Annotated in this window: 13 protein-coding genes; all 13 read right to left on the bottom strand. The window is 57.3% G+C overall.

Annotated features, from left to right (window positions below):
• Positions 1–2: 2 nt before the first annotated feature.
• Positions 3–674, bottom strand: a complete 672-nt coding sequence (locus AC19YS_RS11520; protein WP_010565132.1) for a chemotaxis protein — start codon at positions 672–674, stop codon at positions 3–5.
• On the bottom strand, positions 671–1213 hold the full coding sequence (pilL2, locus tag AC19YS_RS11515; RefSeq protein WP_010565133.1) for a PFGI-1 class ICE element type IV pilus protein PilL2: 543 nt from the start codon (positions 1211–1213) through the stop codon (positions 671–673). The genes AC19YS_RS11520 and pilL2 overlap by 4 nt, the downstream gene beginning before the upstream one ends.
• A 106-nt stretch (positions 1214–1319) precedes the next feature.
• Positions 1320–2066 (bottom strand): DUF5983 family protein, encoded by a 747-nt coding sequence (locus AC19YS_RS11510; protein ID WP_010565134.1) that lies wholly within the window; start codon positions 2064–2066, stop codon positions 1320–1322.
• 52 nt (positions 2067–2118) lie between these two features.
• Positions 2119–2613 carry a RadC family protein gene (gene radC, locus AC19YS_RS11505; protein WP_010565135.1) on the bottom strand — a complete coding sequence of 165 codons (495 nt, stop codon included), beginning with the start codon at positions 2611–2613 and terminating at the stop codon, positions 2119–2121.
• A 100-nt stretch (positions 2614–2713) separates the two neighbouring features.
• Positions 2714–2971 carry a hypothetical protein gene (locus AC19YS_RS11500; protein ID WP_034113377.1) on the bottom strand — a complete coding sequence of 86 codons (258 nt, stop codon included), beginning with the start codon at positions 2969–2971 and terminating at the stop codon, positions 2714–2716.
• 70 nt (positions 2972–3041) lie between these two features.
• Positions 3042–3623, bottom strand: a complete 582-nt coding sequence (locus AC19YS_RS11495) for an STY4534 family ICE replication protein (protein WP_010565136.1) — start codon at positions 3621–3623, stop codon at positions 3042–3044.
• Between the two features lie 1088 nt (positions 3624–4711).
• The gene (locus AC19YS_RS11490) at positions 4712–6679 is read right to left on the bottom strand and encodes a DNA topoisomerase III (RefSeq protein WP_010565137.1); all 1968 of its coding nucleotides are present in this window, start codon (positions 6677–6679) and stop codon (positions 4712–4714) included.
• Between the two features lie 228 nt (positions 6680–6907).
• Positions 6908–7363, bottom strand: a complete 456-nt coding sequence (locus tag AC19YS_RS11485) for a single-stranded DNA-binding protein (RefSeq protein ID WP_010565138.1) — start codon at positions 7361–7363, stop codon at positions 6908–6910.
• Positions 7360–7878, bottom strand: a complete 519-nt coding sequence (locus AC19YS_RS11480; RefSeq protein ID WP_034128265.1) for a DUF3158 family protein — start codon at positions 7876–7878, stop codon at positions 7360–7362. Before AC19YS_RS11480 ends, AC19YS_RS11485 begins: the two co-directional genes overlap by 4 nt.
• A complete protein-coding gene (locus tag AC19YS_RS11475; protein WP_010565140.1) occupies positions 7875–8630 on the bottom strand; it encodes a PFL_4669 family integrating conjugative element protein in 756 nt (251 codons plus the stop codon). Before AC19YS_RS11475 ends, AC19YS_RS11480 begins: the two co-directional genes overlap by 4 nt.
• Before the next feature lie 264 nt (positions 8631–8894).
• Positions 8895–10085, bottom strand: coding sequence for an STY4528 family pathogenicity island replication protein (locus tag AC19YS_RS11470; RefSeq protein ID WP_034128264.1), 1191 nt, complete (start codon positions 10083–10085; stop codon positions 8895–8897).
• Positions 10082–10630, bottom strand: coding sequence for a DUF2857 domain-containing protein (locus tag AC19YS_RS11465; RefSeq protein ID WP_010565142.1), 549 nt, complete (start codon positions 10628–10630; stop codon positions 10082–10084). The genes AC19YS_RS11470 and AC19YS_RS11465 overlap by 4 nt, the downstream gene beginning before the upstream one ends.
• Positions 10627–12216 (bottom strand): ParB family protein, encoded by a 1590-nt coding sequence (locus AC19YS_RS11460; RefSeq protein WP_500601728.1) that lies wholly within the window; start codon positions 12214–12216, stop codon positions 10627–10629. The genes AC19YS_RS11465 and AC19YS_RS11460 overlap by 4 nt, the downstream gene beginning before the upstream one ends.
• Positions 12217–12230: the final 14 nt, after the last annotated feature.

Here is a 12230-nt window from a genome sequence, read left to right as displayed (position 1 = left end):
ACTCAAGGGAGGTGCACGGTCTGATCTGGCTGAGCGGCCACCGCGAAGATGGCTGAGTTCGGCTCCAGCACTTTCAGGTGCCAAGTTCCGAGATGCTCGCCGCTATGCAGCAGCCGGACATCCGTGAGCGAGCGACTGTCATGAGGTGCGATCGCCAGAAAGCGCTCACCACCGCGGGACTCGACACTCAATACTGAAAACGGTGGCGAGAGCGGGGTGGGTTTGGGGCGAGCGGTCTTTTTCGGTTTGGTCGCAGAAGGCGTCAGCGGTGGGGGGGATGGCTGGGTCTTGTGCTCCAGGAGCTGCTGCTCGACCTGTTCAAGGCGTGGGCGCAGCGCTGTCAGGTCTGCCTGGGTGGCGCGGGCTGCCAGACCATCACGCAGTTCCTGTATCTCTTGCGCCCACTGATCCAACATCGGATCGAGGGTCTTGACCTGTTGCTCACCAGTATCGACCATCTGCTTCAGGTCTTTCAGCGCGTACTGCAGCTTCTCCTGGGCATCCTTGAGTGCGCTTGAATCATGTTGCAGGGTGTCCAGGGTTTGTAGGTGTTGGGTGTTCGTGCTCTGCAGTTCGGCCACGCGTTGATACTGGTTATACAAACCACCGCTCAGGCCGGCGACCGCCAAGCAAAGCAGCCCAATGATGAGGGTTTGAAACGTCGAGGCTCTCATGGGCGTGCCTCCAACAGATGGGGCGAGACGGGTGTGATCAGCGCGCCGCCGGCCTCCGTTTTCTGCTGTTCGAAGCAGACCGAACGGCTGACTTCGTCGGTCGTGAGTTGCCAGGCGGGGCCAGCGAGCACTTGCAGCGCGCGGCGCAAAGAGATCGGGCCGAGCCGGTAATGGGCCGCGGGCAGGGGCCGAGTAAACAGCACCCTCACCGACGCGGTAACGGGGCAGAGAGCATAGCCCGAGCGCTGCAATACGTACTGCAATGCATCCTGCACTGAAGGGTTCAGGCTGGACGGGATGCTCACGTCAATGATTTGGGCAAGAAGATCGCGTTGTTCCGTGGTGGGCTCGGTGCTAACCAGCGTGTAGCGGCCATAACGAAGCTCTGCCGGATAGCTTTCTTCGGCTATGCCCTTCGAGTGCTGGGCCCGATTGGAGCCACTGTCTATCTCTGGATTGGTCGGCAAAGGATCGGGGATTTGCGCGGTGCAGGCGCTCAACAAACCCAGCAGGCAGACAGGCGTGAAAAAACGCTCCATGGAAGAAACCTCATGTCAGATTCAGTGCAGAACCTGACATGAGGTGAAGGAACGATTCAGTGAGAAAGTTGATTCAAGGTGGGTCGTGTTAACACTGAACACGTTGCTATTCATCGAAAATGGCGAGCCCATCCAAGACGGCAGCGTCGGGGTCGAAGATCAACAATCGCACATCCGCCAATGCCGCCAAATACAGTACGTTGACCAAGGTTTCCGGTGTGCCTGCGTCGAGTTGTTCTTGTCTCAAGCTCGAATAACGATTGCCCTCATTGTTCAACAAGTTATCGTCCGTCCATGGCGTGCCGATCAGTTTGCAACCGATACCGCAGCAATCTGGAAGCGTAAAAAGCTCGAACAAAAGGCCGGTCTGCCGCAGAGCGAAGTTACTGACCCACTCTTTCAGATAAAGCATCGCTGCTTCGGGAAGGTGTGCGGTGCTGATTTCCCAGGCTCGACTGTAGTGTCCCGTTTCGAAGCTTAAGCGATGTACCATGGCTTGTGCCTCTTCCAGGGAGTACAGATCTCCGAGGTGATGCCGCTCGTTGAGCATTTCGCCCGTCACAGCGTAGATTACTTGGCGCACTAGCCCGGTGGACTGGCAGCGTTCATCCAAATCATCCGAAATGGATTGGCCTTCGCTGATCACGGCGAAATCGTCATTGAACAGGCAGGGGAACAGTTGCAGCTCGTCGTCGGGCAGATGGGCCTGTGCGTCGTGCACGGGTCGACAGCAGGGAGGGCAGTCGTCTTCGTAGGTGATCAGTAGCAGCCGTTCGATATGAAGGTTGTCGTAACCGCGAGCAAATGGGTTGGAGGCCGTCAGCAGGGCTGCAGCTTGGTGCGTGGGGTTCATGAAGGATCTCCAGAATGATAATGGACAAGGCGCCCGAAGACGCCTGTGAGGATTAAAGCCAGCCATGTTCGGCAAGAGAAAGTGGACGACCTTCACCCACGATGAAGTGATCCAGTACGCGCACTTCGATCAAGGCCAAGACCTCTTTCAGCCGTGCCGTCAAGACGCGATCCGCCTGGCTGGGTTCTGTACAACCTGAGGGGTGGTTATGAACAAAAATGGCGGCCGCGGCGTTATGCGCGAGGGAACGCTTAACGACTTGGCGGGGATAAACGCTGGCGCCATCAATGCTGCCGTGAAAGAGGACTTCGAACGCCAACACCCGGTGCTGGGCATCGAGAAATATCACACCGAAGACTTCATGCTCTTGTTGCACAAGATGCAGTTTTAGGTATGAAGCCACGGCGTCAGGCGACATCAGGTTAGGGCCGCGGGCGAACAGCCGACGATCCAGAATATGCAGTGCTTCGTCGATCACCTGGTTTTCTTGGACGATACGATCAGCCTCGAAATCCGAGGTCTCAATCAGTGTGAGTTGGGTGCTCATGGTGGTACCTCCGAAGGGAACAATCAGGGGTACACACCCGAGGGGAGTGGTGTCCCCGAGGTGGATATAGAGTTGTGGGCGTTAGCAGGTGACGCGCTGTTTACAGCCGAGTGAATCGGTGGCGTTGACCGTGTAGGTGTGAACCACAACCGTCGCAGGGCAATGGGGAAAAAGCCTTTATTCCCCAGCCAGTTTCGGGATCGAAGTCGGCACTGATGGGCATTAACCGAACCAGTCCACGATGGATACCGGCGATGCGTTTCTCAATTTCATCCGTCGTGTAATAGAGCGATAACGTGCTGTAGTCCTCGTAAGCAGTAGCGAACAGGCAGTCGTCGCAAAGCCAGAACGATTCCATGATGGTTCCCTTGTGCGGATTGAAGAAAAGGCGCTCGAGGGAGCGCCTTGATGGGAACATCGTGGACTGTTCAGGCGGACTGAACGGTACGTGTAGCATCACGGCGAGCCGTGCGGGGAGCGGGTGGAGATTCAGGTTCGACCCGAGCCTCTGTTGGGTTTGCGGTCTCCTCAGCTTCGGTATCAGCCGATGAAGGGGATGGCTCACTGTTTGGCGCTTGCTCAGCAGGTGCTGTTACTTCCTGCCTGACGGGCGCTTTGTATTCGAACGTGCCGTTGACCTTGATCCAGTCAATGAACAGCAAACGACCTTTCAGGCTGGCGCCCGGTTGACCTTGTTTATCGCCTTTCTCGTAGAGAAACGGATCGATCCACAGGTCGCCGATACGGAACGACAGCAAGACCTTTTTCTCGGCTTTGACGGCGCCCATATAGAGACGAATCAAGCGTTCAGCTTCACCCCCAGCGACTTTGCAGTCGAAACGGGTGTACTCCACCGCATCGGTGGCACCGTGCAGGGCTGCGATATCGCAAGCCATGAATGGCTGGCCGCGGCGGACTTGTACTTCACGAACACGGTTGAGATAACCGATACCGACGGTGTGCAGATTGAAGTAAGTGGTCGCTTCTTGGGAGTGGTTGGCGTGGGCCATGGTGTTTCTCCTGTTTCAAGGGAAAACGGCGACGCACAGCCCCTGACGGGGAAGCGAGCCCCCGTCAGGGTGGGTAAGGTGAAGGCGAGCGATGAACGACTCGGCACCGGCAAGCCGATGACGATCAGAACGATGCGTCTGGGGAAATAGCGGTGCAGCAGAGGAGCATCTGCGGTGGTGATCCGCAAGCATAGGGTAGTGGGCATTCATTACCGCTGAAGCGGTAACCGCGCGAGCTTCCGAACGCTGATCGCACTTGGGTAAACCACCACGAACGTGGCGTAGCCTTGAAGGTTCTGGCTACCTGGGCTGGGCTGTCAACGACAGCGAACCACGCCCTTTGTATAAGCCTGTCATAGGGGAGCGTCAAGACGCTGCCACCCGATTTTTTATGGCCGGAATATAGTGGTAGTCACTGGACTGAAGAAAGTGAAGAGTGCGCCTGGCGGGGTGCCAGGCGAAGAAGAGAAAAGCCACCTTTGACGGTCGTACGCAGTCGACAAGCTCCTCGCAAAACTGTATTCACTGCGTCACGCTTCGCCAACCGACCCTTGTCGTGGCCCGGGTCGGAACATGCTGGCACGCATCCGCGCACAAAGGGTGCCCAGTGTTTCCCCGGTGGGCTCCGGAACTGAATACGATCGCTGAAGCGGATGACCGCTATTGCCTGGTAGAGGCAACAGTGGTCATCCGCCACAGTGATCAGGTCGAGCACAAATCAGGAATGAAATTCCGCAGAAAGAGAAGGCTCCGAACTCAAGGAGTTCGACCGACCTGCCCGGAGCGATTCGGTCTTGGGTCGCCGTTGGCGATGATCCTGAGACACTACAGCAGAGAGGGTGGGATCACGTCAAGCCAGTGGGCGATCCCGCATAAGCCACTACATTGAGCACGATGAAAGAGGTTACTTACTGCCGAGATGAGCGGCCAATTGTTCGACGGTTGCCAGGATAAAGGCGCGGTCACTTTCTTTGCCTTGGCCCGTGAAATCGGACAACACTTTATCGACTTAGAGAGGGATCAGCCGCCGTTGATGATGCACTGATCAGCACATCACCCCAATACTCATGCCGATCTACAGTGAAGCGTCATGAGCGACGCGTATCTTTTCTGATCGGCACTGTTCCCTTACAGTCGGGGTAGTGGGAGCATGACCAGAACGGTCCTGATTTGCCCTTTCGTTTGAGCATTGAGGCGTTGCAAATGGGGCAGGTCGGGCCGGCTTCGACCGGTACCGCCAAGGTGAGTGCGCCACAGTGTTCGACCAATTGTGCAATCCAGTTCGCCTGCTTGGCAACGAACGCATCTAGGGTCAGGCGTCCCGCTTCGATTTCGTCCAACGCCTGTTCCCAGATTGCGGTCATACCCGGATCTGCGACTGCTGCTGGTACCGCCTCGATCAGGGTATGGGCCGCGGCGGTGGCCATCAAGGCGCGTTTTTTCTTCAGCAAATAACCGCGATCAATTAACCCTTTGATAATGCCGGCTCGTGTGGCTTCGGTTCCGATACCGGTGGTGTCCCGAAGTTTCTGTTTCAGGCGTGGGTCGTTGACAAGCTTGGCGACGTTTTTCATCGCCTTGATCAGATCACCCTCGGTGAGAGGTTTAGGAGCGGCCGTTTGCATGGATTTGAGTTCGGCATTGTCCACTGCGCACTGCGCTCCCTTTTGCAAGATGGGTAAGACTTGGGATTTGTGACTGGGCTCATCCTCCTCGGTGTTTTCGGAGAGTAAGCTTTTCCAGCCCTGGACCAAGATCAGTTTGCCCACAGCGGTCAATCGTTCTTCGCCACGCGCCAGTTCGACCTGGGTCCGATCAAACTCATGATGCGGAAGAAACTGCACTAGGTAGTGGCTACGGATCAGTTCGTAGACATGGCGTTCTTGTTCGGACATCCGCACCAGGTTTGCCGGTTCGATGGTGGGGATGATGCCGTGGTGCGCAGTGACCTTGGCATTGTTCCATGCGCGGGAGCGCAATGATTGATCGAGGTCCTCGAATGCAGGTCTGAGTGCAGGATCCGTTTTGAGCAGGGCGTCTAGTACCGCGGGAGCCTCGTTGAACATATTCTCTGGCAAATAGCGGCAATCGCTGCGCGGGTAGGTGGTGGCTTTGTGGGTTTCATACAGGGCTTGGGCGATGTTCAGGGTTTCCTGGACGCCGAGCCCCAGCTTACGCGAGCAGACTTCCTGCAACGTGCTTAGGTCGAAGGGCAGGGGCGGCGGTTCTCGGAAGTGCTCAGTATGTAACGAGATTACCGTGGCGGACTTCTCGTCGGTGATTGTTTGGACCGCGTGATGGGCAAGCACTTGTTGTAGGCAACGCCCCGACTCGTCCCGTCCTGAGCATGGCGGTAACCACGCCGCGATGAATCGCTGGCCCATCGACGATAGGTGTACCTCAATGTTCCAGTAAGGTACCGGGACGAAGCCGGCAATCGCACGATCCCGATCGACCACCAGACGTAAGGTGGGTGTCTGGACGCGCCCCACTGACAAAACGCCGTCGTAGCCTGCCCGCCGACCAAGAAGGGTAAACAAACGACTGAGGTTCATGCCGATCAGCCAGTCGGCACGGCTGCGGGCGAGGGCCGAGTGATAGAGCGGGAAGGTCTCCTGACCAGACTTCAGCGAGGAGAGGGCTTTGCGAATCGACGCCTCGTTGAGGGCGGACAACCAGAGGCGCTGAACGGAGCCTGGATACTTGCAGAGCTCCAGCAACTCGCGGGCAATCATCTCACCTTCTCGGTCGGCGTCGGTTGCGATGACAACGGTGGTGGCTTCGCTGAGCAGGCGTTTGATGATTTTGAACTGCGCGGCAGTCTTGGGTTTGACCTCGACCTGCCACTGCACGGGAATGATAGGTAGATGATCCAACGACCAGTTTTTGTACTGAATGCCGTAGGTTTCAGGCGGGGCCGTCTCCAGTAGGTGGCCGATACACCAGGTGACAGTTGTCTCGGGGCCGATTAGGCAACCATCACCACGCCGAGTGGCTCCGAGAACCTTGGCGATGTCACGACCCTGGGAAGGTTTTTCGCAGAGGAAGAGGCGCATATAACTACTCCGGATTGAGTTCGGAGCAGCGTTGTTCGAAGTAGCAGGTGCGAGATATGAGAAACCCGAATGGCAGGTTCCTCATATTAGTCGGTGAGGGCGGCTTTGAATGGGCTGAAGCTGCTACCTTATTGGAGCGTTTGCAACTGGGTGGGGGGCTTCATGAGCCGCGAGCAATGACAGGCCAGGAACTTCGCGCAAAGGCGCAATTTTTATGCCTGAAGTCGTTCAGGCCTTAGGTGATTGCCCTCTGTGTTTCCTGGGTTTCGAGGTCGGCGAGCTGGCCTGCTCAGTATTTTGAGCGGCCGTCGGTTCACTGGAGCGTTCCCGCATGACCACGCTGTGCACCCGGTGAGGCAGGATGCCGACTCGACGGGCCTCGATCTTGAAGGTCACCCGCGCATTGTCTTCGCTGTCCTCCCACTCATCGCGCACCGTACGACCTTCGACCAGTACGCGCATGCCTTTCTGGTACAGGGTGCTCCAGTGTTCAGCCTCACGGTGCCAGAGCTCAACCGGCGCCCAATAGCCGCCCCGATCTTCATAGCTGCCCTCGCGTGGGATGGGGTTGTCAAAGTACACATTCAGCCGTAGCAAACGCCGCGGCTCGTCATTGCCAGAGGCGAACTCCTGGAATTCTGGCGCACTGCCGATGTTGCCTTCGCCGACGAAAAAAGTACTCATCGTGATATCTCCGCTGCGGTTGTGAACTGGCGCAGCAGCCGTTCGGCACTGGCCATTTTGATCGCGCAGGTCGAGGCCTGGCGGTAAAGCGAATGCACCACGCTCATCTGTAGGTTCAGTGCAATGCGCTCGCATTCGAAACGGTGCAATCCTTCGCGCACGACCTGGGACAGGGAGTTGTTGCGGACCTGGCGTTCCCAGACCGCAACCCCCATACGGGCAAAATCACGGGTGCGCCAACGCAAAAAGGTGCTGCCCGCGCTGGTGTTCTGCAGCACCAATCGAATGTCCAGCAGTGAGTAAGGAGGCTGTCCGGCCTGCTGCACCACAGCCACCATCAGGTGACACAACTGCGCCTCGATTTCCCTCGCCACCTGCGCCAGGTGCTCCAATTCCCCCTTACCCTTAAAAGGTTTTAAAAGGCCTTTTAGGGAGGCTGCGTGTTCGAGCTGTCGATAGGAATCCTGTGTCAACGTATCGAAGGGCATTGGGTGAGCCGGATTCATGGGATTCATGCTTCGTCCTCCGGATCATCCACTGTCGTAGGCAGCTCCTCCGCGTCTTCTAACAACGCGTCGGCATCATCCACTGCCGCCGCACCACGGCGAACGATTGGCGGCGCGAACTGGGAGCGGCGATGACCCTCAAGAATGTCCATGGGGGGCAAACCCAGTTTATCGATGGCCGCCAGGGCACGCGCGTTGTTCGCCGCCATGTCATCGCGTGTGACGCCAGCATGCCGATAGCGTTGCGCCTGGCCGAACAGGCTGCGCAATAGATGGGCGCCGTCGTCGATCCAGGCTTCCATGTCGACGCGGCCGATCAAGGCGGTGTGATGGGCCAATAGGGTCCGGCGCACCAGGGTGTCGTAGTCGGTCAGCAGGTAGACCGCCAGAAAACCCAGCTGGCTGCCGATGTACAACGGCAAGGTGACGGGGTGGATGTTGAGGTTGTCGCTCATGTCGATCTGTGTCGGCAGGTCCTGCCTGATTCGATCCAGCTGTTGGGTCAGTTCCAGCATTCCGGTCTTGGCCTGCATCAGCTTTTCTTCGAGTTGCACCATGGCCCAGTCGGCATAGGGATCGTCCTGGGCCGCGGTTTGTTTGATCAGGTTGGTGACACTGATGTAGCCGGCCATGCCCATGATCGAGTGGACGCCTTCGCGTGCGGTCCGACCTTGCCAGATACGGGCGGCGTGGTGGGTGTGCAGGGTCAGGGTGATGCTGCTGCGCAATGAACCCAGGTTGAGTTGATAGTGATCGGCCACGGTGTTGTCCTCGCATTCGCTTGGACGGGAACGTTGCGACAGATGAGGGTCGAGGGCAGCCAAAAAACTGAATGCGGTCTGTTCGGTTTGGTTTAAGAGGGCTAATTATGGAGACGTCAGTAGATTTGATGCCACCGGCATCAAATCTACTGACGTCTACGTTCATCGAAAGAGATGTCCCGGCTTTTCCCTAAGAGTTTCATAGTTTGGTCCGATGTGTTCGTAGAGTGGAACACCATGGATTTGATGCCACTGGCATCAAATCTACTGAGGTCCACCGCGTTTGCCACGCAGTTGGCGCAGCTCATTCAGGCACGCTTGTGCGAGGGCAGACGCGGGTTCGCCCTGTTGTCGAGATGGCCGCGAGGGAGCGGGTGGAGGTGATTCTGCAATGGGTGAAGGTTCGGCCTGACCTGCCCAAGGACGAAAGTCACCTTTCAGTGCGCGCTGGATCAGGCCCATCAGATACGCCGCTGGCTTGCGGATTCCACCGGCCGCACAACGTGCTCCCGCTTCGTTGAGCACCGCCTGCCGATCCGCTGGTTTGAGCTTGTTCAGCGCCACGGCGACGGCCTGACGCTCGCTTGGGCTCAGGTGCAGCGCAGCGGGCCAGTGCAGGTTATCCACCGCTGGGGTCGCGCGCGGTACTGTACAAATACTTTCTTTTAATACAGTACAGGCGGCGTTCGGATTCCGAACGGTGTCTGAAACATTGACGTTCAGGCCCGGTTCGGAATCCGAACGAGGGCCTGCACGATTCCGAACGCGGTGATCTTCCTCCCGTTCGGAATCGTGGAAGGCATCAACGGCTGGCTGATCCAATCCTTGCTGCGTCCAGTGTTCGCCCCAGCTGTCGAGCCGCGTCGGTAACCGATCACGATCGATATTCGTGTCCTGGCGGACTTCCTCCACAACGTGCTGAGCGACAATACGCACCGCCTTCGTCGCATGGCCGAGGGCATGCCCGACCAGCGCCAGGTAATCCTGATCCAGTTCCATGGCTTCGGCGGGGGTTAACGGCTCATCGTGCAGAACATACAGCGAACCTTGAAGACGTCCGCTGAGCTGATCGCGTCCGCGACTCACCAAACTGAGCCAGCGCGTCAACCTGAGCATCGTCAACACCCGAGCAATGGTTTCACGGGAGGCTGACGCACCGTAGGGCACGCTCGACAGGTAAGGCTGCAAATCCTCATAGCGCGGCGTGACCACGCCCTGGCCTTGCAGCATGAGTCGAAACACCTGCCAGGCATTGCGTTCCAACGGCGTCAACCGACTATCCAACAGCAGCCGACGTGGCACGACTTCGTGAGATTGGCCACTAAACAGAAAGCCAGCCTGTAGAGCCTGGTTGGAGGGCTGCTCAGTGGTTGGGCGTGCAGGCCAGCGCTCATGCAGCTGCTTTGTGCATTGCTGCAGGACACGTTGCCAGCGTCCGGAAGGAACAGCATTCATGTTTTGTTGCTGTACTGGTCGATTTGCTGCCAAACGATGGTCAAGCTGATCTGCTGTTCTTCGGCAAGCATCATCATGGCGTCGAGTTTATCCTCGGTGCCGTCCTCTGTTCGTATTTGGCACCAACGTTGCCACAACGCATGCTCCTGCGCTTCGCTCAAATGTTGGGGGCGGCCTTTACGGGTTTCTATTTTGAGTAGACGCCGGCGCATGGCTGTTTCCGAATGCGCCAGGCCGAAGCACTGATACATGATGGTGCTGCTGGCGCCGAGCTTGAGCGCTCGGTTGATCAACCGTTCGTTCTGTTCATCACGTTCAGCTTGTTCGATCAAACGATGCAGCACCGGCGAGTCAATCTTGACCTCAAGCCAAGGGACAGTGGCATGGGCCAGGCGCGATAACGTGGTCGGTGGTAAGGATTGCAGCATGAAGATGTCATCCTCACTCAGTCCAAGTGCCTTGCAGCGTTGCAGGTTGCCCAGGCGTAGTTCGTGCAGTACCTGGGTTAGCATGGCTTGATTGAGCATATTGAAGGACAAGTTCATCTCAGCTCCTCCGGTGAGTTTTTGTCTTCAAAGATGAGTGTTAAGTCGATTAGGCGCCGGGCCAAGCGGATCAGGCGAAACAGTTTGATTAGCATACTGTCAGGCAGTCGCTCCAGACCCACGTCCGTGACTGGTCTATCTGGTAGAGGGAGTTGATAGACCCCCAGCAACAACTGCCCGAACAGTGCGGAGGGGATTTGCTTGCGATCCTCCCAGTTCACCTCGTCTTGAGCCCGTAACAGGGCCAGGAGCATTAGGTGAACGCCCGTCGAGCGAGGCGCTGAAAGATCGAGTCGCTCAATGTTCAGGGCGAAGCCCAAGCCACGCTTTTGATCAATGATGCTCTCGGCATCTCCGGCATAGGCCGCCATTTCTCGAGCCAGTCCAGCAATGGCTAAACGCAGTTGTTCAGGTGTATCCAGCTGTGGTGTGATGATCCAAATGTCGTCGATTGGGCAGGTTTCGACTGGAGACGTCGGCTCGGTGGAGATCTCGCGATCGATTTGCTCACGAATCTGTTGAACGCGTGATAGATGACTGACCGCAGGTGAAGTATTTTTTTCGGGGGCTGTGAGTCGTTCTTCTGAAATTGGCTCTATCTTGCTCTGGGCATCAGTTGATTCGGGGTTAGGGTCGGAGGAGGGCGACTCTGCCGCAGTTTCATGCCCGCTTGGCCGATGGCTGTTTTCTGAAGGCGTGGTGGTGACAGCCCTAGGCGTGGCGACGACCCGTTGGGTATCGCTCAGCTCCAGGGCCAGCATACGGTAGGACTGTCCAAGCAGGTGGCTCATGCGTTCGAGCAATTCGTCCTGGATCTGCTCAAGATCAAAAGATTCAGGATCGCCATCGAAGTAGCTCATGGTCTCTAGCCAGAACTCTGCAAATGAAACGGCAGCGGTTGGATAACGGTTCCAGGCTCGCTCAGCCTGACTACGTAGACCGATCAGGCGCTCTATCTGAGGCTTACCCAATCCGGCATACAGAGTTTGTGGAATGGCAGGCAATAAGTGTTCGAGGGTGTCCATCATACGGCTGATATGCGACTGCGAAATCGGATAGCCTCCAGCGGCAAGACGTCGAGCCAGCTCCCGTTGTGAGAGATCTGCGCCATCGGACTCAAGCATGGTTTTGAGTTTGGCTACTGCCAGCGCCCGTTCGATGAACGTGAGTTGACCGTGCAGGTCGCTTTCCGCCAAATGGCCGAGTAGGGCGGTGATTTCATTGCTCCAAGGTCGGAACAGGCAGTGGATCCGAAAGAAACGCTCGTCGCGAGTTTCCTGCCACAGTTCGCCGAGAATGGCTAAGCGCGTATTACCGCCGTTGCGGATGATGAAAGAGGCTTCACCCGGTCGGCGGGTTATCGGTGGCGGTTGATCCAGCCCGCGTTCACGGATCGACGCCTTGATATCGTCATAAACCGGGTTACGAATGAAGCGTGGGTTGTGTTCGTAGGGACGTAACTGTTCCAGAGTGACCAGCATGGGAGTGTCGATGCCGGGATCGGACAGTCGCTCCAGTCCAGGACCTTGAGTGAAGTGGTCCTGGTGCAGCTTGTCGGTGATTTCCTCCTGACTGAGCTTCTTCATTGGAACCGCCTCGG

This window comes from Pseudomonas sp. MF08831 (assembly GCF_059862645.1).
Note: the sequence above shows the minus strand (reverse complement) of the source record. Positions and strands in the feature narration are given on the sequence as shown.

Coding starts and splice junctions, on each gene's coding strand:
- AC19YS_RS11490 (WP_010565137.1), bottom strand. CDS start 6,679: ATGCGCCTCTTCCTCTGCGAAAAACCTTCCCAGGGTCGTGACATCGCC.
- AC19YS_RS11510 (WP_010565134.1), bottom strand. CDS start 2,066: ATGAACCCCACGCACCAAGCTGCAGCCCTGCTGACGGCCTCCAACCCA.
- AC19YS_RS11495 (WP_010565136.1), bottom strand. CDS start 3,623: ATGGCCCACGCCAACCACTCCCAAGAAGCGACCACTTACTTCAATCTG.
- AC19YS_RS11465 (WP_010565142.1), bottom strand. CDS start 10,630: ATGAACTTGTCCTTCAATATGCTCAATCAAGCCATGCTAACCCAGGTA.
- AC19YS_RS11500 (WP_034113377.1), bottom strand. CDS start 2,971: ATGGAATCGTTCTGGCTTTGCGACGACTGCCTGTTCGCTACTGCTTAC.
- pilL2 (WP_010565133.1), bottom strand. CDS start 1,213: ATGGAGCGTTTTTTCACGCCTGTCTGCCTGCTGGGTTTGTTGAGCGCC.
- AC19YS_RS11520 (WP_010565132.1), bottom strand. CDS start 674: ATGAGAGCCTCGACGTTTCAAACCCTCATCATTGGGCTGCTTTGCTTG.
- AC19YS_RS11485 (WP_010565138.1), bottom strand. CDS start 7,363: ATGAGTACTTTTTTCGTCGGCGAAGGCAACATCGGCAGTGCGCCAGAA.
- AC19YS_RS11460 (WP_500601728.1), bottom strand. CDS start 12,216: ATGAAGAAGCTCAGTCAGGAGGAAATCACCGACAAGCTGCACCAGGAC.
- AC19YS_RS11470 (WP_034128264.1), bottom strand. CDS start 10,085: ATGAATGCTGTTCCTTCCGGACGCTGGCAACGTGTCCTGCAGCAATGC.
- AC19YS_RS11480 (WP_034128265.1), bottom strand. CDS start 7,878: ATGAATCCCATGAATCCGGCTCACCCAATGCCCTTCGATACGTTGACA.
- radC (WP_010565135.1), bottom strand. CDS start 2,613: ATGAGCACCCAACTCACACTGATTGAGACCTCGGATTTCGAGGCTGAT.